A 23876-nucleotide genomic window follows, 5' to 3' on the forward strand; every position below is an offset into this window, starting at 1 on the left:
TGTGGGCTGCCCCGCGGACGCAGCGGTGGGCTGACCCACGGATGCGTCCACCCATGCCTCGGACAGCCCTGACCAGCCGTCACCGCCAGGTAGGGTCGGGCGCGATGGACGCCACCTCCCAGCCTTCGGGCCACGCCCAGACCTCCGCCCAGACCCCCGCTCAGACCCGTGGACAGACCCCCGGGAACGGCCGCCGCCCCCGCGTGATGGTCCTGTTCGGCGGGCGCTCCGGCGAGCACGCGATCAGCTGCGCGACGGCCGGAGGCGTGCTGCGGGCCATCGACCGCGACCGCTACGACGTGCTCGCCGTGGGCATCACGCCCGCCGGCCGCTGGGTGCTCGCCGACGACGACCCCGAGCGCTGGGCGATCTCCGACGGCCACCTGCCGCAGGTGGAGGACACGGCCGCGCACGTGCTGCTCCCGCAGGCGGTCGACGACCGCGACGTCCAGGTGCTCGAGGCGGGGCAGCTGCCGCGCGTCCTCGGCGAGGTCGACGTCGTCTTCCCGCTGCTGCACGGCCCGTTCGGCGAGGACGGCACGCTGCAGGGCCTGCTCGAGCTGGCCGACGTGCGGTACGTGGGCGCCGGGGTGCTCGCGTCCGCGGTCGGCATGGACAAGCACATGATGAAGCTGGTGCTCGCGGGCCACGGCCTGCCCGTCGGCCCGTTCCGCGTGGTGCTCCCGGGCGAGCTCGACCGCGACCCCGACGGCGTCACGGCTCGGATCGCCGAGCTCGGGCTGCCGTTGTTCGTCAAGCCGGCGCGCGCCGGTTCCAGCCTGGGCATCTCCCGGGTGACCGACCTCGCCGACCTGCCGGCCGCCATCGCCGCCGCCGCGGTGCACGACCCGAAGATCATCGTCGAGGCGGCGATCGTCGGGCGCGAGATCGAGTGCGGCGTGCTCGGCGGCCACGACGGCGACCGGGCGCGCGCGTCGCTGCCCGGCGAGATCGTGGTCACCGACCCCCGGCACACGTTCTACGACTTCGAGGCCAAGTACCTCGACGAGGCCGGCGTCACGCTGGCCTGCCCGGCCGACCTGCCCGAGGGGATCGTCGAGGCCGTGCAGGACGCTGCGGTGCGGACGTTCGAGGCGGTCGGGTGCGAGGGGCTCGCCCGCGTCGACGTCTTCGTGACCCCGGACGGCGAGGTCGTCGTCAACGAGATCAACACCATGCCGGGGTTCACGCCGTACTCGATGTACCCCCGGTTGTGGGAGGCGTCCGGCGTCGGATATGCCGAGCTGGTCGACGAGCTGCTGCGCCTGGCGCTCGCGCGTCCGACCGGGCTGCGCTGAGCCTGTGGGCGTTCCCAGCCGCGCAGGTTACGCTTCCGTAGGTCGTGACGGATCGGGCGACGGCGCCACACGTGTGGCCGTACCCGCTGCCAGCACGATCGGGACGTCCTCCGGGCGGCCCAACGCACCCCGGCTCGGGTGTGCGCCGACTGGCCGACACGCAGTGACGGCTCTCCGCAGATCGGTCGTGACCGTCATGGGTGCTCCCCACGCCGCCTCACCGCGTCGCCTGCTCGTCGACACCGTTCCCGGTCGCCTCGCGTGAGCGCCGCCGTCTCGCCGCCGCCCGCGCCTGCGCGCGTCGCGAAGAACGCCCAGGACTACACGGCGCTCGCGGCCTACGTGCGTGAGTCCGGCCTGCTGAAGCGCCGCTACGGCTACTACTGGACGCGCCTCATCGCCGTCGTCCTGGCGTTCGCGGGAATCTGGGTCGCCGTGGTCCTCGTCGGCGACTCGTGGTGGCAGCTCGCCGTCGCAGCCGGGCTCGCGCTCGTGCTCACGCAGATCGCCTTCCTCGGTCACGACAGCGCCCACCGCCAGATCTTCAACTCCGGCCCCTGGAACGACTGGACCTCGCGGATCCTCGCCGGGGCGTTCGCCGGTCTCAGCCACACCTGGTGGCGCAACAAGCACAACCGGCACCACGCCTCGCCCAACCAGCAGGGCACGGACCCGGACATCGCGCCCGGGGTCGTCGTCTGGACGGCGGACGTCCTGGACACCCGCACCGGGTTCAAGGGCTGGTTCGGGCGCAACCAGGGGTGGTTCTTCTTCCCCCTCCTCATGCTCGAAGGCGTGAGCCTGCACATCTCGAGCGTCCGCCTGCTGCTGGCCAAGGGGGCGGTGCCGCACCGGTGGGTCGAGGCTCCGATCGTCATCACCCGGCTGGCCCTCTACGTCGGGGTGCTCTTCTACCTCCTCCCGCCCAGCAAGGCCTTCGCGTTCATCGGCGTGCAGATGGCACTCTTCGGCGTCATGCTCGGCGGCTCGTTCGCGCCGAACCACAAGGGCATGCCGATCATCCCGGCCGGTCTCAAGGTCGACTTCCTGCGTCGGCAGGTGCTCACGTCCCGGAACATCAAGGGCGGCGCCGCCGTGGACTTCGTGATGGGTGGCCTGAACTACCAGGTCGAGCACCACCTGTTCCCCAGCATGCCCCGCCCGAACCTCAAGCACGTGCAGCCCGTGGTGCGGGACTACTGCGAGCAGCTCGGCGTGAAGTACACCGAGGTGGGGTTCTTCCGGTCGTACAAGATCATCGTGGCGTACCTCAACCGCGTCGGTCTGGCCGACCGGGCCGCGTTCGACTGCCCGGTGGCCGCCACGTACGGGCGCTGACCGGCTAGATGCAGGACCGGACCTGCTCGGTCAGCGCGACCGCCGGGCCGAGCTGGTCGACGAACGCCGTCGAGCGCTCCGCCGCGACCTCGGCCGGGACGTGCAGCTCGACGGCCGGCTCGCGACCGTAGGTGGTGAACGTCCAGCCGTCGTCGCCCTCGACGACGACCCAGTCGACGCTGGTGCCGCCCGGGGTCTCCACGGTCTGGCAGTGCTCCGTCGTCGGCCCGAGCGGCTCGACACCGCACCGCAGGACGACGGGGGCCGCCGGGTCGCCCCACGCGGTCGTCGCCTGCGCCGTGGTGTCCCGCTGCGGCAGCCCGTCGCCGAGCGAGTCCGGTATCGCCAGGACGACGCTCGCGCACACCGGCTCGGTGGCGTTCGGTGCCACCTCGACGGGCACGGTGACCGCGCAGCCGCCCAGGGCCGCGATGCCGGCGACGGGGGCGATCAGGAGCAGTCGTCGGCGGATCCGGGGCACCGGCTCACCGTAACCCGTGGGCCGCGCCGAACCTCTACCGTGTCGGGGTGACCGCCGACACCCGCGCACCGTCCGACGGCCCTCTGGTCGCCGAGCTGTCCGAGGACGCGCTCCTCGCCCGCATCTTCCCGCTCCTGCCGCTGGGTGCCGACACGCACGTCCCGCCCGGTGACGACGCCGCAGTCGTGGCCGCACCGGACGGCAGGTTCGTCGTCACCACGGACGTGCTGGTCGAGGACCGGCACTTCCGCCGGGCGTGGTCCTCGGGCGAGGACGTCGGTCGACGGGCCGCGGTGCAGAACCTGGCCGACGTCGCCGCGATGGGTGCGCGGCCCACGAGCATCGTCGTCGCCCTGGTCATCCCGGGTGACCTGCCCGTGGCGTGGGTGGAGGGTCTGGCGCGCGGGCTGGCCGCCGAGTGCGCACCTCTGGGGGTGGGCGTCGTCGGGGGAGACCTGTCGGGTGGGCCGGCCGTCGTCGTCGCCGTCACGGCGCACGGGGACCTCGCGGGACGCGCGCCGGTGCTGCGATCGGGCGCGCGGCCGGGAGACGTGCTCGCGCACGCCGGTGTGGCCGGTGAGTCCGCGGCAGGGCTCGCGCTGCTGGAGGCGGGCCGTGGGGAGCTGGACCGTGCGCTCGTGGACGCCCACCTGCGCCCGGTCGCGCCGCTGGCGGCCGGGCCGGTCGCCGCGAGCGCGGGTGCCACCGCGATGCTCGACGTGTCCGACGGGCTGCTGCGCGACGCGGGCCGGATCGCGCGCGCGAGCGGGGTGCGGATCGACCTCTTCGCCGACGCGTTCGCCCCGGACCGCGACCGGCTGCGCACTGTCGCGAACGAGCTCGGCGCCGTGGCCGAGCGCTGGGTGCTGGACGGTGGCGAGGATCACGGCCTGCTGGCGACGTTCCCGGCCGGTTCCCCGCTGCCGGCGCCGTTCCGAGCCGTCGGTCGCGTGACCGAGGGTGCCGGGGTGACCGTCGACGGCGTGCCTGCCCCGGCCCGGTCAGGCTGGGACCACTTCGCGGGGTGAGGCTCAGCCGCGGCGGTACCGGACCTCGAGGAGGCTCGCGCCGCCGATGTCGTCGTAGCGGTCCACACCGTCCGCCTGGAAGCCGTGCCGACGGTAGAAGTGCCGGGCCCGCTCGTTGTCGGCGAGTACCCAGAGCGTCACGGTGGTCTTGTCGCCGACCTCCGAGATCACGGTCCGCATGAGGTCGCGGGCGACGCCGTGGCCCCACGTGCCCGGGTCGAGGTAGATGGAGAAGATCTCCCGGTCACCGCGGCGTGCGTCCTCGTCGCGGCTGGGCCCGACGGTGACGAAGCCGACCACGCGGTCCGCCGCGAGAGCGACCCAGGTACGGATCTCGTCGGCCGGCCCTTCGCGCAGGTACCGGCCCCACTGCGCGGTGCGTTCGCCCGCGTCGAGGGAGGCGAGGTACGCGTCGGGCACGATGCCCGCGTACGCCTCCTGCCAGGACCGTACGTGCACCCGGGCGATGCCTGAAGCGTCCCCCTCGGTGGCGACACGGATCGTCACCTCGTCCAGCTGCTCGACCATGGACGTCACCCTGCCACACGGATCGGACATGACGAAGGCCCACGAGGTGACAACCTCGCGGGCCTTCGAATGCGTCGGGTCGACGTCAGACGGCGCGCTGCACCTTGCCGGCCTTGAGGCACGACGTGCACACGTTGAGACGCTTGGGCGTCCCCGCGACGACGGCACGCACGCGCTGGATGTTCGGGTTCCAGCGCCGCTTCGTGCGCACGTGCGAGTGCGAGATGCTGTGCCCGAAGCTCGGGCCCTTGGCGCAGACGTCGCAGTTGGCAGCCACGGTCTTCTCCTGTTGCTCTTTGCGGATCATGAGCCGCGTGTGCGGCGAAGTCAGGGGTCGGGGCGCACGAGCGACACCGTCTCCGTACCGTTTCCGGACAAGGATTCGGGGGCCGCCACCGGGCACCACCAGTGCCCAGCATGGCCGGGCAACCGGTCAAGACTAGCCCATCGAGCACGTCGGCCCAAATGTGGGTGTGATGAGGCAGGGTGGTGCTTCGTCACAGTGGGTCTGCCTGGTGCCTGGTGGGCGTGGGACGCGGACGAGACGACGGAGGTGCGGTGGACCTGCTGGAGGCAGCGGCGTTGCGCGCCTGGGCGATGGCGGCACGGACGGCGCTCGGGGCGGCGGCGGACCGGATCGACGCCGTGAACGTGTTCCCGGTCGCCGACTCGGACACGGGTACCAACGTGCTGCTGACCGTCGTGGGCGGTGCCGACGCGGTCGCGCTCGTGCCGGCGGACGCCGCGGCGGCGGACGTGGCGAGGGCGTTCGGGCGTGGCGCCCTGCTGGCGGCGCGCGGCAACTCCGGCGTCATCGTCAGCCAGTACCTGACGGGTTTCGCTCGCGCGCTGCCGGCGCGGGCGGGAGCACCCGAGGTCGCGCACGCCCTGACGGTGGCGGCCCGGGCAGCGCGCGAGGCGACCGTCGAACCGCAGGAGGGCACGGTCCTCACGCTGGCCGACGTCGTCGCGGGCGCTGCGGCTACCGCGGCCGACGCGGGCGCGGACCTGGCGACGACGCTCGCGGAGAGCGTCGCGGAGGCCCTGCGCGCGCTCGGGCGGATCAGTGCCGTGCACCCCGTGCTGCGCGCCGCGCGCGTGCTGGACGCCGGCGCCTGCGCCCTGCTGGTCGTCCTGGACGCGCTGGCCCGCGCGGTCGGTGACGAGCGGCCCGTCCACGTCCCGCTCGACTGGCTGCCGACGACCGCCGCGGACCACGCGTCGGTGGAGACGACGGGCGGTGCGTACGAGGTCATGCTGCTGGTCAGTGACGACGCCGCGGCCCACGGCGCTGCGGTCGACACCGGGGCCGAGCTCCGACGGCGCATGGGCGCGCTGGGGGACTCGGTGGCCGTCGTCGGCGGGGACGGCTGGTGGCACGTGCACGTCCACACCGACCAGCCGACCGCCGCGATCACCGCGGCCGCGCTGGGCCGGCGCGAGCAGATCCTCGTCCGCCTCCTCGCCGGGGCGCACGCGGGCGGGTCGGCGCTGCACGACCGGGCGGACGGTCGGGAACGATGGGGTGTCGTGGTCTGCACCGCGGCGCCGGACCTCGCCGCCTGGTACGCGGCGGCGGGTGCGGTCGTGCTTGTCCGCTGTCCCGAGGCGCCCGTCCGCGCCGAGCACCTCGAGCGCGCGGTCACGGACACGGGCGCGGCGCACGTGGTCCTCCTGCCGGGAACGGGTGCGGAGGTCTCGACGGCGCCGTCCGTCCCGGGCGTGGTCATCGAGACGCTCGACGCGGCCGACGAGGTGCGCGCCGTCGTCGGGTCGCTGGCGCTGGCCGGCGAGGGCCCGACGGCGCAGGGTCGCACTGCTGCGCAGGCGGCGCTGGCCCGTCTGGGCGTCCGCACCGTCGAGGCCGCGTCGGTGCACGCCGTCGCCGACGCGGTCGACGCGCTCGTGCGGACGCCTCGGCCGACGCCCGCCGAGAGCCTGACGGTGCTGGGGCGCGACGCGCCGGACGGGGCGCTCCTGGACGCCCTCGTCGCGCACCTGGCGACGCACCACCCCGGGATCGAGGCGACGGTGGTCGGACCGACCGGGCACGGGCCCGCCCTCGTGCTCGGGCTGGACTGACCGTGGCGACGAGCAAGAACAAGGGCATCACGTACCAGGACAGCGTGCACACGCACGTCGACCCGCTCGACGAGCGTGTGCACGGCAAGCCCGCCGAGGTGAAGAAGTTCGCGACGCTCGGCATCGAGACGGTCGGGGACCTGCTGTCCCACTACCCGTGGCGCTACGCCGACTCGCGCGAGGTCACCGACATCGCCAGCCTGGCCGTGGGCCGCAACGTCTCGCTGGTCGCGCAGGTGCGCAGCGCCGAGGTCAAGCTGGCGCAGCGGACGGGCAAGCCGCGCGTCGAGGCCAAGGTCACCGACGGCGCCCGCACGCTCGACCTGGTGATCTTCATGCCGCACCGGGGCGCCGCGGACTTCCACGTGAAGCGTCTGGTGCCGGGGTCGCTCGGGCTGTTCTCCGGGCAGATCAACATCTTCAACGGGCGGCTGCAGCTGGCCAACCCCACGTACGCGATCTTCGGGCACGAGGTCGACGAGGCCGTCGCGCTCGAGGAGGCGGAGTGGCCGATCCCGATCTACCCGGCGACGGCCGGGCTGGAGTCGGACAAGATCCGCGCGGCGGTCCGGGCTGCGCTCGAGCCGCTGACCGAGCAGGACGTGCCCGACCCGGTGCCGGAGCCGGTGCGCGCGGAACGCCATCTCGCGTCGCGCTGGAGCGCCCTGCGCGGGGTGCACGTGCCGCAGACCGAGGACGACTGGCGCAAGGGCCAGGCACGGCTGCGGTACGAGGAGGCCTTCGTCCTGCAGGCCGAGCTGGCGCGTCGTCGGGCCCACGCGCAGCGGGAGGAGTCGACCGCGCGCCCGGCCCGCTCCGGTGGGTTGCTGGAGGCGTTCGACGCGCGGCTGCCGTTCGTCCTCACCGACGGGCAGGTCGCGGCCGGGGAGCAGATCGCCGCCGACCTCGCGCGGCCGCACCCCATGCAGCGGCTGCTCCAGGGAGAGGTCGGCTCGGGCAAGACCGTCGTGGCGCTGCGGGCGATGCTCCAGGTGGTCGACGCGGGCGGGCAGGCGGCGCTGCTGGCACCCACGTCGGTCCTTGCCACGCAGCACGTCCGCACGCTGCGCGCGCTGCTGGGGGACCTCGCCGAGGGCGGCCTGCTGGGTGGCTCGGAGATCGGCACCCGGGTGGCGCTGCTCACCGGGGCGCAGAGCACGGCCGAGCGGCGCAGCAACCTGCTGGAGGCGGCGAGCGGCCAGGCGGGGATCGTCGTCGGCACGCACGCGCTGCTCTCGGACCCGGTGCAGTTCGCGGACCTCGGGCTCGTGGTCATCGACGAGCAGCACAAGTTCGGCGTCGAGCAGCGCGGACGGCTGCAGGCCAAGGCCGCGAACGCCCCCCACCTGCTGGTGACCACCGCGACGCCCATCCCGCGCACCGTCGCGATGACGGTGTTCGGCGAGCTGGAGATCTCGGAGCTGCGGCACGTCCCGGCCGGTCGCAGCGGCATCACCACGCACGTCGTGCCGGCCGACAACCGGCCCTGGATGGACCGGACGTGGAGCCGGGTGCGCGAGGAGGTCGAGCGCGGCGGTCGGGCGTTCGTCGTGTGCGCACGGATCGACGCCGACGAGGAGTCCGACGGCGCCGACCTCGTGCCCGACGAGCCGGCCACCGTCGAAGAGGCGCAGGCCGCCGCGCAGCGCGCACCCAAGAAGCCGTTGCGCGCGGTCCTCGAGGTCGCCGAGACCCTGCGGACCGACCCGCGGCTGGGTGGCCTGGAGGTCGGCCTCCTGCACGGGCGCATGACGAGCGAGGAGAAGGACCGGGCCATCGCCGACTTCGCCTCCGGACGCACGCCCGTGCTCGTGTCGACGACCGTCATCGAGGTCGGTGTCGACGTTCCCGCGGCCACGATCATGGTGATCCTCGACGCCCACGTCTTCGGTCTCTCGCAGCTGCACCAGCTGCGCGGCCGGGTGGGCCGGGGGAGCGCCCCGGGCCTGTGCCTGCTCGTCGCGGACGCGCCCGAGGGCACCGTCGCCGCCCAGCGGCTGGGTGCGCTGGCGGCGACGACGGACGGGTTCGAGCTCGCGCGCGTCGACCTCGAGCTGCGCAAGGAGGGCGACGTCCTCGGCTCGGCGCAGTCCGGGAAGCGCGGCACGCTGCGGTTCCTGCGCATCGTGAGCGACGGCGCGGTCATCGACCGGGCGCGCGACGACGCCCGCGCGCTGGTCGAGGCCGACCCGGAGCTGACCGCGTGGCCGGCGCTGCGTTCCGCGATCGACCTGCAGCTGGCCGACGGGCGCGAGGAGTTCCTCGGCCAGAGCTGAGCGCTGCCTCAGCGAGCTGCGACCTCGCATACCCTGACGCACGTGCCCAAGAAGCCCGTCATCCGCGCCCAGGACCTGATCGTCGGCTACGGCGGGGCGCCCGTGTGCGCACCCGTGACGTTCACGCTGGCACCCGGCAAGGTCCTCGCCCTCGTCGGCGCCAACGGCTCGGGGAAGTCGACGGTCCTGCGGGCGGTGATCGGGCTGCTCGAGCCGTCGGGCGGCACGCTCCGCGTGTTCGACAGCCCGGTCGACGAGCGGGACGTCGCGTTCCGCACCAAGGTGGCCAGCGTCCTCGACGACGACGCGTACTTCCCGGCGCTCACCGTCTCCGAGCACCTGTACCTGACCGCCCGCGGGCACGGCGTGCACGGCGCGCAGGAGGTCGTCGCCGAGCTGCTCGCCGAGTTCGGGCTCGCCGACCACGCCCGGTCGCTGCCCGTCGCGCTCTCGTCGGGTCAACGCCGCAGGCTGCTGCTCGCCGCGGGCTTCGTCCGGCCGCGCTCCCTGCTCGTCCTCGACGAGCCCGAGCAACGGCTCGACCGCGCGATGCGCGACCGGCTCGCCGCGCGGATCGTCGCGGAGAAGGCAGCCGGCGGGTCCGTGCTGCTGGCCACGCACGACCCCGACCTGCTCCGGGCGGTCGCCGACCGGGCCGTGCACGTCGCCGACGACGTCACCCGGCTGCTACCCACCGACCAGGCGGCCGACCTGATCTCGCGGGAGAACCCGTGACCGACCACGACCACGAGCCTGAGCACGACGACGAGCCCGCGGTCCAGCCCTTCGAGGTCGGCGCGGTGCCGTCCGCGAAGAGCATCCGCCGGTTCACGTCCCAGGCGGCGAACTCCCGCGGGGGCGCCAGCATCGGCTCGCTGCTGGGTGGCGTCTACTACGCGGTCATCAGCATCGCGATCAGCGCCGGCATCGCGCTCGGGTTCGCGCAGGCGATGCGCGCGGCCCTGCCGCCCGCGCCCGAGGTGGAGACGCCGCTCACGCTGAGCCTGGCGACGCTCGTCGTCGTCATCATCGTGGCGCTCGCCGGGGCGCTGCTGTCGCTCGCGGGGCGGCTCGGCCCCGTCGGAGCCGGGGGAGCGGAGGCCGCCTGGTGGCTCGCGCTGCCGGTCGACCGCCGCGGGCTGTTGCGTCCCGCGGCGCGTCGCCTGCCGCTGCTCGCCGGCTTCGTCGGTGCGCTGCTCGTCGCCCTCCTGGACGCCGGACTGCTCGCCGACCCGGGCCTGCGCGTCGTCCGTGTGGCGTCCACCGCGGCCCTGGTCGCGGCAGGGATCGTCCTGCTCGCCGCCGTGGGCCAGTCGGCGAGCGTGTCCCGGCGCTCCATCGCGCTCGCCGGTGACGTCCTGCTCTTCCTGGCCCCGGTCGCTGCTGTGGTCCTCGCGCGGGTCGGCTGGTCCGTCGACGAGGTGCCCGGTGCACCGTGGTGGTTCGTGGTCGGGCTCGTCCCCGTGATCGTCCTGCTCGCGGTCCTCGTCGACCGTCGGCTGGGCCGGATCCCCTCGCGGACCCTGCGGGAGAGCGGGTCGGTGGCCACGCAGGCCGTCGGCGCGGTGGTCTCGATGGACTCCCGCGAGCTCGGTCGCGCGCTGACGGACGGCGCGGCCGCGCCCGTGCGGCGGTGGATCTCGCCCCTCATCACGGCTCGCGGTCCCGTGTCCGCGCTGATCACGGCCGACCTGGTGGTGCTGCGACGCTCGGCCCGGCACATGGTGCAGCTCGTCGTCGCGGCGCTGGTGCCGGTGCTCGTCAGCACGGTGCCGCAGCTCGCCAGCCCGGTCGGCGTCCTGCTCGCCCTGCTGGTCGCGGGCTCCGTCGCGACGAGCGCGACCGGCGAGGGTGCCCGGCGCGCCGAGATGGCGCCGATCCTCGACCGGCTGCTGCCCCTGGAGGCCAAGACGGTCCGGCGGCTGCGCATGGTCGTGCCGGCCGCGGCGATGCTGCTGTGGTCGGTCGTCGCGTTCGCGGCCGTCGGTCGGTGGGCGTCCGACGTCCCGGGCTGGATCGCGCTCGGCATCGCCTCGACGCCCGTGTGGGCCGCCGCGGCCGTGCGGGGGTCCTACCGACCGGCCCCCGACTGGGGCGGCGCGCTCGTGTCGACGCCGATGGGTGCCCTGCCGACGGGGGTCGCCACCGTGCTGGCCCGCGGGCCGGACCTTGTGATCCTGGGTCTGCTGCCGGTGTGGATCGCAGTGCTGCTCCGGACGGTGAACGCGCCCCTGCTGTACTCGCAGATCTTCCTGGCGGTCATCGCCGTGGCGATCGCCTCGTCCATCCGCACGCGGTCCCTGATGGAGTCCCTGATGGACGCGCAGGAGCAGGAGCGGGCCGGAGCGCGCCGGTGACCCGGATCGTCGCGGGCACGGTCGGTGGCCGCGTGCTGCAGGTGCCGCGCGCCGGGACCCGGCCGACCAGCGAACGCGTCCGGGAGGCCCTGTTCTCCCGCCTGGAGCACCTCGACGTGGTCGACGGCGCGCGCGTGCTCGACCTGTACGCCGGGTCGGGCGCGCTCGGCATCGAGGCCGCGAGCCGCGGCGCCGCGCACGTGACGCTGGTCGAGTCGGCCCGCGACGCCGCCGACGTCTGCCGCCGCAACGTCACGACGCTCGGCCTGGCGGCGACGACCGTGCAGGTGGTCGCGGAGAAGGCCGAGCGGTTCGCAGCGCGGCCGGCGGTCGCGCCCTGGGACCTGGTGCTGATCGACCCGCCGTACGACCTGCCGGAGAACGACCTCGCCGGGGTGCTGACCGGGATCGGGCACGCGCTCACGGACCACGGGGTCGTCGTCGTCGAGCGGGCATCACGCACCCCGGAGCCGACCTGGCCGCCGACTCTCGTGCGTCTCGACCGGCGCGCCTACGGCGACACCGTCATGTGGTTCGCGGAGCTCGCCGGGTCCTGATCGCGGTGCAGCACCGTGAGCGTGGGGCCGTCCGGTCCGAGCGCCACCGCACCCGCCTCGACGTACCCCAGCCGGCCGTAGAACGGCAGGTTCCGCGGATCCGTCGTGCCGAGGTAGGTGCCGAGGCCGTTCGCGTCGGCGGCCGCGATCCCGGCGTCGGCCAGCCGGCGGCCGATCGTCTGGCCCTGCAGGTCGGGGTCGACGGCGAGGTAGTTGAGGTAGGCCGCGGGCCGCTCGGGTGCGAGCGGGGCCGCGGAGCCGAGCGCGGCCAAGACCTCGCCGGCCCGCGCGCGGCCGACCAGCGCGGCGAGGACCCCGGCCGGCGACGGCAGGGTGCCCGGCGGCGTCGCGGCACCGGGCAGCCGCCACGCGGCCACACCCACGACGCGACCGTCGAGCCGGGCGACGTGCACACGACCGACCGCCAGGTAGCGGTCGACGGAAGGGCCGAGCCACGCCGCGCAGGCGTCCTCGCGGGTGCTGGCGTCCGGCAACGCCCACGCCATCAGCGGGTTGGTGCGGTAGGCGCGGGCCAGGACGGTTCGGACCGCGGGGGAGTCGGCGGCGGTCGCTCGGCTCAGGACGACGTCGGAAGCCATGCCCGAGGGTAGGGCTGCCGCGCGTTCCGGTGGTCGGAGCGGGGCGCTGGCCTACCCTGACGAGGTGACCACTGCCGTCTGCCCCGGGTCGTTCGACCCCCTCACGCTCGGGCACGTGGATGTCGTCCGGCGCGCGCGCTCGATGTTCGACGAGGTCGTCGTCGGGGTCGCGCGGAACTCGTCGAAGGCGTCGTTGCTCCCGGTCGAGGAACGGGTCGCCCTGGCGCGCGCCGCGTTCGCGGACGTGGACGGGGTGCGGGTCGAGGCCGTCGACGGGCTGCTCGCCGACTTCGTCCGTACGGTGGGTGCGGTCGCCGTGGTCAAGGGGCTGCGCGGTGGCGCCGACTTCGACGCCGAGCTGCCGATGGCTCTGATGAACCGGCACCTGTCGGGTGTCGAGACCGTGTTCGTCGTGGGCGACCAGGCCCTGGCGCACATCGCGTCGTCGCTGGTCAAGGACGTGGCGCGCTACGGCGGTCCGATCGACGACCTGGTACCGGCGGGCGTCGCGGAGGCGGTGCGAGCAGCACTACGAGGAGGGGACGCAGGATGACCGACGAGGACCCGACCACGAGGCCCGAGGGCCTCACCGGCGTGCTGGACGCGATCGCGTCGGCGGTCGCGAACGCCCGGGCGATGCCGATGTCGTCGTCGGTGCTGGTGAACCGCGCCGAGCTGCTGGACCTGGTGGACCAGGCGCGGGACGTGCTGCCCAGCCAGCTCTCGCGGGCCGACGAGGTGCTGGCCGACGCGGACGCCGCCCGGTCGGTCGCGCAGGCGGACGCCGATGCGCTCCTGGCGCAGGCGCGGGCGCAGGCCGCGGAGCTGGTCGACCGGGAGGCCGTGGTCGTCGCCGCGCAGGAGCGCGCCGCGGAACTGGTCGCGGAGGCCGAGCAGGTGGCCGAGGGCCTCCGGCGGGACGCCGACGACTACTGCGACCGCCGGCTGGCGGACTTCGAGATCGACCTGGGCAAGGTGCTGAGCCAGGTGCAGGCAGGCCGCGCCAAGCTCGCAGGGCGGTTGGGCGTCGACGAGACGTGAGACCTGCGCCACTCCCAGAGGATTTGGGTGGCCCCTGACCTGTGCCGTAGAGTTATCCGTTGGTTCTGCCGCTCATGGCTGGACCGAGATCAACGAGGGGACCCTGGCCGTGCCGCGCCCTGTTCACCTCGATCCCCGTTCGCCGTTCGTGCTCGATTCGCACGAGCTCGGTCGACGTCCGGGATCGACGAGGACCGTGCAGCGCACCGTGGGTGCTCCGGATGATCTCGGTACCGACGTGATCGGCATCCCCACCGGGACCGACGTCGAGCTGGATCTGCGGCTCGAGGCGGTCATGGAGGGGGTCCTGGTCACCGGATCCGTCCGTGGTCGGGCGATCGGGGAGTGCGTGCGCTGCCTGGGTGAGGTCGTCGAGAATGTCGACGTCTCGCTCACGGAGCTGTACGTCTACCCCGAGCGCGCGGCCGTCGCGGTCGAGGACGGCGACGACGAGGAGGACGTGCGCGAGCTCGAGGGCGACCTGGTCGACCTGGAACCTGCGCTGCGGGACACGGTCGTGCCGGCTCTGCCGTTCCAGCCGCTGTGCCGTCCCGACTGCCCCGGTCTGTGCTCCGAGTGTGGCGCGCGGCTGGCGGACGACCCTGACCACTCGCATGAGACGCTTGACCCCCGCTGGTCCGCCCTGAGCGGCCTGCTGGGTTCGAACGACGAGACGAAAGAGAGCTAGCCGTGGCTGTTCCGAAGCGCAAGATGTCGCGCAGCAACACCCGTGCGCGTCGGTCGCAGTGGAAGACCACTGCCACGACGCTCCACACCTGCCCGCAGTGCAAGGCCAACAAGATGCCGCACACGGCGTGCCCGTCGTGCGGTACCTACAAGGACCGTGCCTACGCCGAGGCCGTCCGTACCGAGTTCGAGGTTCGCTGACCTGAGGCTCGTGGGCGACGCGCCCCGCCGTGGAGCATTCGATGACCGGAGGACCGGCGTGAGTGCCGCGGCAGAGCTCTTGCACGAGAAGCTCGGGGTCCATCTGGACCCCGAGCTTCTTGTGCTTGCCCTGACGCACCGCTCGTTCGCGCACGAGGCCGGCGGGATCCCGACCAACGAGCGCCTGGAGTTCCTCGGCGACGCGGTGCTCGGGCTGGTCGTCACGGAGTCGCTGTACCGCGCGCACCCGGACCTGCCGGAGGGCGCACTCGCGAAGATGCGGGCCGCCACGGTGTCGCAGCGCGCGCTCGCGCTCGTCGCGCGTGAGCTCGACCTCGGCAGCTACGTGCTGCTGGGCAAGGGCGAGCTGTCGACGGGCGGGCAGGACAAGGACTCGATCCTGTCCGACACGCTCGAGGCGGTGTTCGGGGCCGTCTACCTGAACCACGGCGTCGAGACCGCCCGCGCGGTGGTCGAGCGCCTCGTGGGACCCTCGCTGGTCGCCGCGGCGGAGCTCGGCGCCGGCCTGGACTGGAAGACGTCGTTGCAGGAGCTGTCGGCGGCCCTCGGCCTCGGTGCGCCGAGCTACGACGTCAGCGGTGAGGGGCCCGACCACTCGCGCACGTTCACGGCGCGCGCCATCGTCGCCGGTGAGCCGCGCGGCGTCGGCGTCGGTCCGGCCAAGAAGCTCGCCGAGCAGGACGCCGCCGCGGACGCCTACCGGGTGCTCGCTGCGCAGCTACAGCCCTGACGTGCCGGAGCTGCCCGAGGTCGAGACCGTCCGGGACGGGCTGGCGCGGCACGTGCTGGGCCGCACGGTGACCGGCGTCGAGGTGCGGCGCGACTACAGCGTCCGGCGCCACGTCGACGGCCCCCTGGACTTCGCGGGACGGCTGCGCGGCCGACGCCTGGACGCGGCCGTCCGGCGCGGCAAGTTCCTCTGGCTGCTGCTGGACGAGGACGACGACGCCCTGATGGCGCACCTGGGCATGAGCGGGCAGCTGCTGGTCCGGGCGGCGGGCCAGGAGCGCCCGGAGCACCCCCACCTGCGCGTCCGGCTCGACCTCGACGACGGGTCCGCCCTGGACTTCGTCGACCAGCGCACGTTCGGGCACCTGAGCGTCCCCGACCTCGTCCCGACGCCGGACGGTGCACCGGGCGGCCTCGGCTCCCCGCGTCCGGTCGTCCCTGAGCCTGTCGCGCACATCGCCCGCGACCTGCTCGACCCGGTGCTGGACCGCGCGGCACTCGTCGCGGCGGTGCGTCGGCGGAAGACCGGGATCAAGCGCGCCCTGCTGGACCAGACGGTCGTGTCCGGGATCGGCAACATCTACGCCGACGAAGGCCTCTGGAGGGCGCAGCTGCACTACGCGCGGCCCACGGAGACGCTGCGCCGGGCCGAGGTCGAGCGCGCGCTGGACGGTGCGGCCGAGGTGATGACCGAGGCCCTCGTGCAGGGCGGGACCAGCTTCGACGCGCTCTACGTGAACGTGAACGGCGCCTCGGGGTACTTCGACCGCTCGCTCGCGGTGTACGGGCAGGAGGGCCGACCGTGCCCCCGCTGCGGCACCCCGGTGCGCCGCGACGAGTTCATGAACCGCTCGTCCTACAGCTGCCCGCGGTGCCAGCCGCGTCCGCGCAGAGGCCGCTTCTAGCGCGCGACGACGTTGCGGAGCTGGCCCCCGGACAGGAACGCCGTGAGGTTCGCGGCCACCAGCTCCCCGGCGCCCCTCGGGCGACCGCCCGCGGCGTGCGGGCTGATCAGCACCTGGGGCTCGTCCCAGAGCGGGGAGTCGGCCGGGAGGGGTTCGGTCTCGAACACGTCGAGTGCGGCGCCTGCCAGCCGGCCCGACCGGAGCGCGTCGAGCAGCGCGGCCTCGTCGAGCGTCGCACCGCGGCCGACGTTGACCACCCATGCCCGCGCGGGCAGCAGGGACAGGACGCCGGCGTCGACCGCGTGCCGGGTCTGCTCGGTGGCGGGCAGCAACGAGATCAGCACGTCGGTGTGCGGCAGGTGGTCCGGCAGGTCGAACGCCGAGATCACCGGGTAGCCGTGCCGGTCACCGGCGACGGTCGCGACGCCCGTGACCTGCGCGCCCAGTGCGCTGAGCAGCGGCGCCAGCCGGGCGGCGATCGACCCGAAGCCCCAGATCAGCACGTGCGCGCCGTCGAGCGACCGGAACTCGGGTGCGCTCCGGGCGTCCTGCATGCCACCGAGCTCGCCGGCCCAGCGGCGCTCCGCCTGCGCGCGGACGAGGTCCGGCAGCCGTCGGGCCGCCGCCAGCACCAGCGCGAGAGTGTGCTCGGCCACCGGCCCGTCATGCAGCCCCCGTCCCGAGGTGAGGACGACGTCGTCCGCGAACCCCGCCGCGAGCGCCGCGTCCGGGCCCGCCGCGAGCGTCTGCACCCACCGCAGTGCCGTGAGGCGGCGGGCGGCGTCGGCCGTCTGCTCCGGATCGTTGCCCCACAGCACGAGCGCCTCGGCATCGAGTGCGTCGTCGGGCACCGGTGCGTGCACGTCGTAGCGCACCACCCGCACGTCGGCAGGCACGGTCGGGTCGTCGGACATCGTCGTGGGCAGCAGCAGTGTCGTCACTCTGGCTACGATGCCATCGTGGCCTCACCCAGCGCCTCCGCAGGTCCCATCACCGTGATGATCGTCGACGACCACGAGGTGGTCCGTCGGGGCATCGCGGAGGTGGTGGACCGGGCCGAGGGCATGACGGTCGTCGCGGAGGCCGGCTCGGTGGCGGACGGGGTGCGGCGAGCCGACCTGGTCCGGCCCCAGATCGTGCTCGTGGACCTGCAGCTGCCGGACGGCACCGGGATCGAGCTCCTGCGTGCGCTGCGCGAACGGCTCCCGGAGGCACGGGCGATCGTCCTGACGTCGTTCGACGACGACGGCGCGCTGGCGGCCGCGCTCGACGAGGGAGCAGCCGCCTACCTGCTGAAGTCCGTGCGCGGTGCGGAGATCACGGAGGTGATCCGCGCGGTCGCGGCGGGGCGGGTCCTGCTCGACCAGCGGACGGTCACCCGGCACAAGGCCCGTCACGACGACCCGACGGACGGACTGACGCCCAGCGAGCTGCGCGTCGTCGAGCTCATCGGCGAGGGGATGTCCAACCGCGAGATCGCGGAACGGCTCGGGGTCGTCGAGAAGACCGTGAAGAACCACATCACCTCCGTGCTCGCGAAGATGGGCCTGCAGCGCCGCACCCAGGTCGCGGCGTGGGTGGCGTCGCGAGCACGCACGAGCTGGCGGGTCGAGCCGGGCGGCTGAGCCGGCGTCCTCGGGGTCACTCCAGAGGTGCTTCCCAGGTGAGCAGCGTGCCGGGGCCGTCGCGACGCGCGCCGATCTGTGCGGTCCCCCCGTGCTGACGGGCGCGTTGCGCGAGGTTCCGGGTGCCCGAGCTGCGGCGGCCGTCCGCCGGGAGCCCCACGCCGTCGTCCTCGACCTCGACCCGGACGGAGCCCTGCGAGCCCGCGCCGACGACGTGCACGCGTACGGCGACGGCCGAGGCCCGCGCGTGCCGGGCTGCGTTGGCCAGCCCTTCGCGCACGACCGCCACCACGTCGGACGTCAGCTCCGGACCGACCCGACCGTTCAGCCTGTCCTCGTCGAGGCTGCCCCCGACGACCGTGACAGCGTCGAGGCTGACGACGAAGGACGGGGCGAAGCCGAGGCCGGTCCGCGCGAGTGACGTCTCCCGCACCAGCCGCTCGACCAGGCCGGTCGTGGCGTCCGGGTCCCGCAGGTCGTGCACGATCTGCCGGATCTGCCGCACCGAGCCGTCGACGTTGTCGAGGGCCTCGTCGAGGATGGCGGTCAGCTCGGTGGCGTCCACGCCGCGGGCCGCACGTCGTCGGACGGTCTCCAGCTGCAGCCCCGTCGCGAACAGCTGCTGGATGGCGAGGTCGTGCAGGTCGCGGGCGATGCGTTCGCGCTCGTCCAGCAGAGCCGCGAGGTCGTGGGCGTGACGTCCGGCGGCCAGCTGGGTGGCGAGCGCTGCCTGGGCGGCGAACGACTCCGCGGTGATCAGGTCGCTCGGCTCGAACGGGGGTGCGCCGACCTTCCGCAGCAGGATCAGCACCCCGACAGCGCCGCCGGGCGCCGGCACACGGGTGAACAAGGCCGGACCGAACGACCGCATGGCGGGCGTGGCGACGGTGCGGGCTCGGGCGAGGGACGACGTGATCAGCCCCTTGCCCTCCGTGATCACCGTCCACGCCCGAGAGCCGGGAGGCATCGGAGTGCCGAGCAGCTTCTGACGCTCGCGACCCACCGCGACCTCGATGAGCAGCTCGCCGCCCACCCCGGGAAGCGCCAGCGCCGCTGCGTCCGCCTGGTCGGCGTCCCGGGCGGTCGAGACGATGCGTTCGAGCGCGTCCTCCTCGTCGATGCCCTCGAGCAGCATGGTGGTGAGGTCCTGCCCGGCGCGGAGCCAGTGCTCGCGCCGCTGCGCGTCGGCGTACAGGTTCGCGTTGGTGATCGCTGCCTCGGCTGCCGAGGTCAGCGATGCGACGACGTCCTCGTCCTCCTGGGTGAAGCCGCCGGCCTTCTCGGACAGGTAGAGCAGACCGAACACGCGTCCGCCGACGCGCACCGAGGTACCGAGGAACGCGACCTCCGACGGGTGGTCGGGCTGGATGCCGCGGAACGCCGGGTGCTCGCGCACGTCGGTGAGGCGCAGCGTCCCGGTCTCGGGGACCTCACCGAGTGCACCGAGCGCGATGGGCGCCGTGCGCAGGACCTCGGCGACCGTCCCCGGCACGCCGGTGGACACGAGGGCCGTGGACACCCCGCGCTCGTCGAGCACCGTGAGCGCCCCGTATGGGGCTCCGGTGAGGTCAGCGGCGACCTCGACGAACCGCTCGAGCACGGTGGACAGCTCGAGCTCGCCGGTGATCGCCACGACCGCGGCGACCACGGCGTCGTGCGTGATCGGCGGCGGACCCGAACGCGTCTGCTCGGCCACGGTCCGGTCTCCTGTCAGTCGGTCGCGCGCTCTCGCTCCCACGCGTCACGGTAGTCCGGGACGGTCGCCAGGAGCTCGGTGTGCGCGCCACGCGCGCGGATGCGTCCGGCGTCGAGCAGGAGGACCTCGTCGGCGGCGGCCAGCGGGCTGAGCCGATGGGTGACGACGACCACCCCGCGCGGGTCGTTCAGCAGGTCCGTGACCAGGGCGTCCGCGCGTTCCGGGTCGAGGTGCTCGGCGGGCTCGTCGACGAGGAGGAGCGGCGCGGTTGACACCAGGGCCCGCGCGACGAGCAGCCGGCGTCGTTCGCCGCCGGACAGCGTGCGGGCGTCCGGGCCGACGACGGTGTCGAGCCCGTCGGGGAGACCGTCGAGCCACTCCGCCAGGCCGACCCGGGCCAGGACGCTGGTGGCTTCCGGGGCGGTGAGATCACCGCGCGCGACGCGCAGGTTCTCCAGCACAGTGGTCCCGAAGACGTGGGCGTCCTCCGTGCCGACGACGACCGCCGCGGCGACGGTGTGCCGGTCGAGGTGCTCGACGTCGTGCCCGTCGAGCGTGAGGGTGCCGGCCTGCCGGGGGAGCAGTCCTGCGAGGGTGAGCAGCGTGGTCGTCTTGCCCGTGCCGGACGGTCCGACGATGGCGACGGAGCGGCCGGGCCGCAGGTCGAGCGCCAGCTCGGTGACGACCGGGGGAGTGCCCGGCCAGCCGCAGGCGAGGTCCGTCGCGACGAGCGGGGGACGGCCGGGGGCGTCGTCGGTGGCCGGTGGGTCCGTCGGGGCGTCGAGCAGTGCGAGCACCCGGGCCGCCGCGGCGCGGGAACGCTGGACCTGGATCGCGGCGGCGGGCAGGAGCGACGTCGCCTCGAACGCCGCGAGCGGGGTGAGCACGACCACGGCGAGCTCGACGGGCGACAGCAGCCCGGCACCGACGGCCGGGACGCCGGTGAGCAGGGCCGCCAGCATCGCGGCTCCGACGGCGAGCTGGCCCAGCCCGGCAGCGATCGCGGCGGGACCGGCCCCGGCGTCGGTGGCGGCCGCGAGGCGCCGGTCGGACGCGCGCAGCGCCGCGAGCTCGGCGTCCGCCCGGCCGCCGACCAGGAGCGGACCGGCGTCGTCCAGCAGGCCGAGCGCAGTCGCGGTCATGTCCGCGCGGCTCTGCAGGGCGCGTTGCTCCGTGCCGTGCGCGGCGCGGGCGGCGATCGCGGGGGCGACGACGCCCGCCAGCACGAGGCACACGCCCAGCGCGAGGCCGGCCGGGGGCCAGAACGCGCACATGGCGAGCACGGTGCCCGCGCCGAGCGCCGCGGCGACCCCCGCCGGCAGCAGACCCCGCACCACCACGTCACCGACCGTGTCGACGTCCGCGCCGACCCGCGCGAGCAGGTCCCCGCGCCGCACCCGCAGGAGCGTCTCGGGCCGGGCGACCGCGAGCCGCTCGTACAGGGTCGTGCGCAGCTCGGTCATGCCACGCAGGGCGACGTCGTGGGACACCAGTCGCTCGAGGTAGCGCAGCACCCCGCGGCCGATGCCGAACGCGCGCACGGCGACGGTCGCGACCGACAGCTGGAGCACCGGTGGCATCTGCGAGGCGCGGGCGATCAGCCAGGCCGACACCGCGGCCAGCGCGACCCCGCAGCCGAGCGCGAGCGTCCCGAGCAGGAGGGCGAGCGCGAACCGGCGCGGATCGAGGTCGAGGAGCCGGACCGCGCGGCGCAGCGTGCCCCGGGTCATGCGAGCACCGCAGCGGTCGACCGGACCTGCACGACGTCGTCGGCCACCGCGACCAGCGACGGGCGGTGCGCCACGAGCAGCACGCTCCTGCCTGCGTCCCGCAGCGCGCGGACGGTGTCGAGGACCACCTGCTCGCCGGCTGCGTCCAGGTGTGCCGTGGGCTCGTCGAGGACCACCAGCGGTGTGCTCGACAGCAGCGTGCGGGTCAGCGCGACGCGTTGGCGCTGGCCCAGGCTCAGGCCCGCGCCGCCGCGGCCCAGCGAGGTGGCCCAGCCGTCGGGCAGGGTCGCGAGCACGGCGTCGAGGCCCGTGAGCGCGGCGGCGGTCGCGCGCGAGCCGTCGTCGCCGCCGACGAGCTCCGCCACCGTGCCCGGCTCGAGCACGGGTCGCTGCGGCAGCCAGGACACCTGTGCCCAGAGGGACGCGGGATCGACCTCGGTGAGGTCCACGCCGTCGATCGAGGCGGTGCCCTCGTCGGGTCGGACCAGCCCGAGCGCGATCTCGAGCGCCGTGGTCTTGCCGACGCCGCTCGGACCGGTCAGTGCGACGACCGTGCCCGGTCGCAGCACCAGGTCGAGGTTGTGCGGCGTGCTGCCGCCCGAGGTCCGGACCGCCACGTCGTCGAGGCGCAGGACCGCCGTCCGCAGGTCGGGCGCCGTCCGTGTCCCCGCGGCGGGAACGGGGGTCTCCAGCACCTCGAACGCACGCCCCGCCGCCGCGACCCCGTCGGCCGCGGCATGGAACTGGACCCCGACCTGACGCAGCGGCAGGAACACCTCGGGCGCCAGGACGAGGACCGCGATCCCGGTGACCAGGTCGAGGTTCCCCTCCACCAGTCGCAGCCCGATGCCGACCGCGACGAGAGCCACCGACAACGTGGTCAGCAGCTCCAGCACCATGCCTGACAGGAACGCGATGCGCAGCGTCCCCATGGTCGCCCGACGGTGCGCGTCGCCGAGCGTCCGCACGCGGGCACCGGGACCGCGCTCCCGTCCGTGCGCCCGCAGCGTCGGCAGGCCGGCGAGCAGGTCGAGGACCTGCGAACCGAGCCGCTGCATGCTGACCAGGCCCTGCTCGGACCTGCCCTGCGTGAGCCGCCCGACGAGGACCATGAAGATCGGCACCAGCGGCAGCACGACGACGAGGATCGCGGCGGAGACCCAGTCGAGCCCGAGCACCACGAGCAGGACGCCCGGCGTGACGGTCGCCGCGAGGATGAGCTGCGGCAGGTAGCGCACGAAGTACGGCTCGAGCGCGTCGAGCCCTCGCGTGGCGAGCGTGACCACTGCCGGGCCCTCGCCGGAGGCCAGCCATCGCGGACCCAGCGCCACGGCGTGCGCCACGACCTGCTCGCGCAGCTCGCCGACCGTCCGGGTGGCCGCGCGGTGCGCGAAGCGCTCCTGCACCGCGGTGACCAGCGTCCGGACCGCCACGACGGCCGCGAGCCACGCGATCGTCGGGCGCAGGACGTCCAGCGTGGCGCCGTCCGAGACGGCGGCACCCAGCGCGTGCGCGAGCAGCAGCGCCTGGGCGACGACCAACGCTGCCGTTACCGCGCCGAGCGCCGCCGTGAGGGCGACGTAACCCCGGGCGGCTCGCGCGTGCCGCAGCAGGCGTGGGTCGAGCGGCCTCACTTCTCAGGGGTGCTCAGGGCGGGCAGCTTGTCGAAGGTCAGGCCGGTGTGGTCGGGGATCCGGTCCGCGGAGATCCGCTTGCGGAACACCCAGTAGGTCCAGCCCTGGTAGAGCAGGACGAGCGGCGTGAGGAACGCGGCCACCCAGGTCATCACGGTGAGCGTGTAGTCGGTCGACGACGCGTTGGTGACGGTCAGCGAGTTGGCCGGGTCGAACGCGGGCATGACGTCGGGGTACATCGAGCCGAAGATCAGCACGACGGCAGCGACGATCGCCACGGCGGACGCGGTGAACGCGAGGCCCTCCGAGCGGCGCTGCGCTGCGACCACGAGCACGACCAGTGCCCCGGCCGCGACGACGACGGCCGCCCACGTCCACGGCACGGAGTACGCGACCTGCGTCCACACGGCCCATGCACCCGCCACGACCAGCGTCACGACGGACGACCGGGCCGCGAACGCCCCGGCACGGGCGCGGACGTCCCCGTCCGACTTCAGCGCGAGGAACACCGCACCGTGCGTCAGGAAGATCAGCGCCGTCGTGGCGCCCCCGAGCAGGGCGAACGGGTTGAGCAGCGCCCAGAAGCCCCCGACGTACTGGTGGTCGGCGTCGAGCTCGACGCCGCGGACGAGGTTGGCGAACGCCACGCCCCAGAGCACGGCGGGCACCCACGACCCGACCATCAGGCACCGGTCGGCCAGGGACCGCCACCGCGGGTCGTCGATCTTGCCGCGCCACTCGAAGGCCACCACGCGCACGATGAGCGCGAGGAGGATGAGCAGCAGCGGCAGGTAGAACCCGGAGAACATCGTGGCGTACCACTCGGGGAACGCCGCGAACGTCGCACCGCCCGCGGTGAGCAGCCACACCTCGTTGCCGTCCCAGACCGGGCCGATCGTGTTGATCATGACGCGGCGGTCCCGGTCCTTGGCCACGCGGTCGCCGCGGGAGAGCAGGCCGAGGAGCATGCCGACGCCGAAGTCGAACCCCTCCAGCACGAGGTAGCCGGTCCACAGGACCGCGATGAGGATGAACCAGACGGTCGTGAGCTCCATGGTCGTCG

The 23876-nt window shown here is 74.2% G+C and carries 24 protein-coding genes; 15 read left to right on the forward strand and 9 right to left on the reverse strand.

Going from position 1 to position 23876, the window contains the following annotated elements; genetic code table 11:
* The first annotated feature begins 104 nt into the window (after window positions 1–104).
* Both J2X26_RS08065 and J2X26_RS08070 read left to right on the forward strand, forming a co-directional pair.
* Window positions 105–1298, forward strand: coding sequence for a D-alanine--D-alanine ligase family protein (locus J2X26_RS08065; RefSeq protein WP_307491296.1), 1194 nt, complete (start codon window positions 105–107; stop codon window positions 1296–1298).
* A gap of 261 nt (window positions 1299–1559) precedes the next feature.
* Window positions 1560–2636 (forward strand): fatty acid desaturase family protein, encoded by a 1077-nt coding sequence (locus tag J2X26_RS08070; RefSeq protein ID WP_307491297.1) that lies wholly within the window; start codon window positions 1560–1562, stop codon window positions 2634–2636.
* Between the two features lie 4 nt (window positions 2637–2640).
* On the opposite strand, the gene J2X26_RS08075 is transcribed toward J2X26_RS08070, so the two are convergent.
* Window positions 2641–3117 (reverse strand): DUF3515 family protein, encoded by a 477-nt coding sequence (locus tag J2X26_RS08075; RefSeq protein ID WP_307491299.1) that lies wholly within the window; start codon window positions 3115–3117, stop codon window positions 2641–2643.
* A gap of 47 nt (window positions 3118–3164) precedes the next feature.
* Between J2X26_RS08075 and J2X26_RS08080 the strand changes: the two genes are divergently transcribed.
* Window positions 3165–4145 (forward strand): thiamine-phosphate kinase, encoded by a 981-nt coding sequence (locus J2X26_RS08080; protein ID WP_307491300.1) that lies wholly within the window; start codon window positions 3165–3167, stop codon window positions 4143–4145.
* Between the two features lie 3 nt (window positions 4146–4148).
* Here J2X26_RS08080 and J2X26_RS08085 read toward each other — a convergent pair whose 3' ends face one another.
* Window positions 4149–4673 (reverse strand): GNAT family N-acetyltransferase, encoded by a 525-nt coding sequence (locus tag J2X26_RS08085; RefSeq protein ID WP_307491301.1) that lies wholly within the window; start codon window positions 4671–4673, stop codon window positions 4149–4151.
* Between the two features lie 85 nt (window positions 4674–4758).
* The gene (rpmB, locus tag J2X26_RS08090) at window positions 4759–4950 is read right to left on the reverse strand and encodes a 50S ribosomal protein L28 (RefSeq protein ID WP_029289091.1); all 192 of its coding nucleotides are present in this window, start codon (window positions 4948–4950) and stop codon (window positions 4759–4761) included.
* A gap of 281 nt (window positions 4951–5231) precedes the next feature.
* On the opposite strand from rpmB, the gene J2X26_RS08095 reads away from it, so the two are divergent.
* Genes J2X26_RS08095 through rsmD form a run of 5 tightly spaced genes read left to right on the forward strand, consistent with a single transcriptional unit; the run spans window position 5232 to window position 11945 of the window.
* The gene (locus J2X26_RS08095) at window positions 5232–6755 is read left to right on the forward strand and encodes a DAK2 domain-containing protein (protein ID WP_307491306.1); all 1524 of its coding nucleotides are present in this window, start codon (window positions 5232–5234) and stop codon (window positions 6753–6755) included.
* A gap of 2 nt (window positions 6756–6757) precedes the next feature.
* On the forward strand, window positions 6758–9031 hold the full coding sequence (locus tag J2X26_RS08100; RefSeq protein WP_307491308.1) for an ATP-dependent DNA helicase RecG: 2274 nt from the start codon (window positions 6758–6760) through the stop codon (window positions 9029–9031).
* A gap of 42 nt (window positions 9032–9073) precedes the next feature.
* Entirely contained in the window at window positions 9074–9766 is a 693-nt protein-coding gene (locus tag J2X26_RS08105; protein ID WP_307491309.1) for an ABC transporter ATP-binding protein, read from the forward strand.
* Window positions 9763–11388: a DUF6297 family protein gene (locus J2X26_RS08110; RefSeq protein WP_307491311.1), complete on the forward strand. Its 1626-nt coding sequence runs from the start codon at window positions 9763–9765 to the stop codon at window positions 11386–11388. Before J2X26_RS08105 ends, J2X26_RS08110 begins: the two co-directional genes overlap by 4 nt.
* A complete protein-coding gene (gene rsmD, locus J2X26_RS08115; RefSeq protein WP_307491312.1) occupies window positions 11385–11945 on the forward strand; it encodes a 16S rRNA (guanine(966)-N(2))-methyltransferase RsmD in 561 nt (186 codons plus the stop codon). The genes J2X26_RS08110 and rsmD overlap by 4 nt, the downstream gene beginning before the upstream one ends.
* Here rsmD and J2X26_RS08120 read toward each other — a convergent pair.
* Window positions 11900–12544, reverse strand: a complete 645-nt coding sequence (locus J2X26_RS08120; protein ID WP_307491313.1) for a GNAT family N-acetyltransferase — start codon at window positions 12542–12544, stop codon at window positions 11900–11902. The two genes, rsmD and J2X26_RS08120, sit on opposite strands and share 46 nt — an antisense overlap.
* A 64-nt stretch (window positions 12545–12608) precedes the next feature.
* Here J2X26_RS08120 and coaD point away from each other — a divergent pair, with 64 nt between their 5' ends.
* From coaD to mutM, 6 genes are all read left to right on the forward strand, one after another.
* Entirely contained in the window at window positions 12609–13097 is a 489-nt protein-coding gene (coaD, locus tag J2X26_RS08125; protein WP_307491315.1) for a pantetheine-phosphate adenylyltransferase, read from the forward strand.
* Window positions 13094–13585, forward strand: coding sequence for a hypothetical protein (locus tag J2X26_RS08130; protein WP_307491316.1), 492 nt, complete (start codon window positions 13094–13096; stop codon window positions 13583–13585). The genes coaD and J2X26_RS08130 overlap by 4 nt, the downstream gene beginning before the upstream one ends.
* A gap of 109 nt (window positions 13586–13694) precedes the next feature.
* Window positions 13695–14273, forward strand: a complete 579-nt coding sequence (locus J2X26_RS08135) for a YceD family protein (RefSeq protein ID WP_307491318.1) — start codon at window positions 13695–13697, stop codon at window positions 14271–14273.
* 2 nt (window positions 14274–14275) lie between these two features.
* A complete protein-coding gene (gene rpmF, locus J2X26_RS08140) occupies window positions 14276–14473 on the forward strand; it encodes a 50S ribosomal protein L32 (RefSeq protein WP_055913037.1) in 198 nt (65 codons plus the stop codon).
* A gap of 58 nt (window positions 14474–14531) precedes the next feature.
* Window positions 14532–15224, forward strand: a complete 693-nt coding sequence (gene rnc, locus J2X26_RS08145; protein ID WP_307491319.1) for a ribonuclease III — start codon at window positions 14532–14534, stop codon at window positions 15222–15224.
* Window position 15225: 1 nt separating this feature from the next.
* A complete protein-coding gene (gene mutM, locus J2X26_RS08150; protein ID WP_307491320.1) occupies window positions 15226–16128 on the forward strand; it encodes a bifunctional DNA-formamidopyrimidine glycosylase/DNA-(apurinic or apyrimidinic site) lyase in 903 nt (300 codons plus the stop codon).
* Here mutM and J2X26_RS08155 read toward each other — a convergent pair.
* Window positions 16125–17042 (reverse strand): NAD(P)-dependent oxidoreductase, encoded by a 918-nt coding sequence (locus tag J2X26_RS08155; RefSeq protein WP_439897839.1) that lies wholly within the window; start codon window positions 17040–17042, stop codon window positions 16125–16127. The two genes, mutM and J2X26_RS08155, sit on opposite strands and share 4 nt — an antisense overlap.
* A gap of 84 nt (window positions 17043–17126) precedes the next feature.
* Between J2X26_RS08155 and J2X26_RS08160 the strand changes: the two genes are divergently transcribed.
* Window positions 17127–17753, forward strand: a complete 627-nt coding sequence (locus tag J2X26_RS08160) for a response regulator (RefSeq protein WP_307492238.1) — start codon at window positions 17127–17129, stop codon at window positions 17751–17753.
* Between the two features lie 16 nt (window positions 17754–17769).
* On the opposite strand, the gene J2X26_RS08165 is transcribed toward J2X26_RS08160, so the two are convergent.
* The 4 genes from J2X26_RS08165 to cydB are packed head-to-tail and all read right to left on the reverse strand — an operon-like array spanning window position 17770 to window position 23868.
* Complete coding sequence (locus J2X26_RS08165) at window positions 17770–19449, reverse strand: GAF domain-containing sensor histidine kinase (RefSeq protein WP_307491323.1); 1680 nt, start codon at window positions 19447–19449, stop codon at window positions 17770–17772.
* Window positions 19450–19463: 14 nt separating this feature from the next.
* Entirely contained in the window at window positions 19464–21179 is a 1716-nt protein-coding gene (gene cydC / locus J2X26_RS08170) for a thiol reductant ABC exporter subunit CydC (protein WP_307491324.1), read from the reverse strand.
* Window positions 21176–22813, reverse strand: coding sequence for a thiol reductant ABC exporter subunit CydD (gene cydD / locus J2X26_RS08175; RefSeq protein ID WP_307491326.1), 1638 nt, complete (start codon window positions 22811–22813; stop codon window positions 21176–21178). Before cydD ends, cydC begins: the two co-directional genes overlap by 4 nt.
* The gene (cydB, locus tag J2X26_RS08180) at window positions 22810–23868 is read right to left on the reverse strand and encodes a cytochrome d ubiquinol oxidase subunit II (RefSeq protein ID WP_307491328.1); all 1059 of its coding nucleotides are present in this window, start codon (window positions 23866–23868) and stop codon (window positions 22810–22812) included. Before cydB ends, cydD begins: the two co-directional genes overlap by 4 nt.
* Between the last annotated feature and the right edge of the window lie 8 nt (window positions 23869–23876).

The sequence above is a fragment of the Cellulomonas humilata genome (genome assembly GCF_030814415.1).
GTDB classification, from domain to species: Bacteria; Actinomycetota; Actinomycetes; order Actinomycetales; family Cellulomonadaceae; genus Cellulomonas; species Cellulomonas humilata_A.

Excerpts from the sequence above, each read along its gene's own strand:
- J2X26_RS08160 (WP_307492238.1), top strand. The coding sequence starts at position 17,127 with ATGATCGTCGACGACCACGAGGTGGTCCGTCGGGGCATCGCGGAGGTG.
- J2X26_RS08065 (WP_307491296.1), top strand. The coding sequence starts at position 105 with ATGGACGCCACCTCCCAGCCTTCGGGCCACGCCCAGACCTCCGCCCAG.
- J2X26_RS08155 (WP_439897839.1), bottom strand. The coding sequence starts at position 17,042 with ATGTCCGACGACCCGACCGTGCCTGCCGACGTGCGGGTGGTGCGCTAC.
- J2X26_RS08085 (WP_307491301.1), bottom strand. The coding sequence starts at position 4,673 with ATGGTCGAGCAGCTGGACGAGGTGACGATCCGTGTCGCCACCGAGGGG.
- J2X26_RS08120 (WP_307491313.1), bottom strand. The coding sequence starts at position 12,544 with ATGGCTTCCGACGTCGTCCTGAGCCGAGCGACCGCCGCCGACTCCCCC.
- cydC (WP_307491324.1), bottom strand. The coding sequence starts at position 21,179 with ATGACCCGGGGCACGCTGCGCCGCGCGGTCCGGCTCCTCGACCTCGAT.
- J2X26_RS08130 (WP_307491316.1), top strand. The coding sequence starts at position 13,094 with ATGACCGACGAGGACCCGACCACGAGGCCCGAGGGCCTCACCGGCGTG.
- cydB (WP_307491328.1), bottom strand. The coding sequence starts at position 23,868 with ATGGAGCTCACGACCGTCTGGTTCATCCTCATCGCGGTCCTGTGGACC.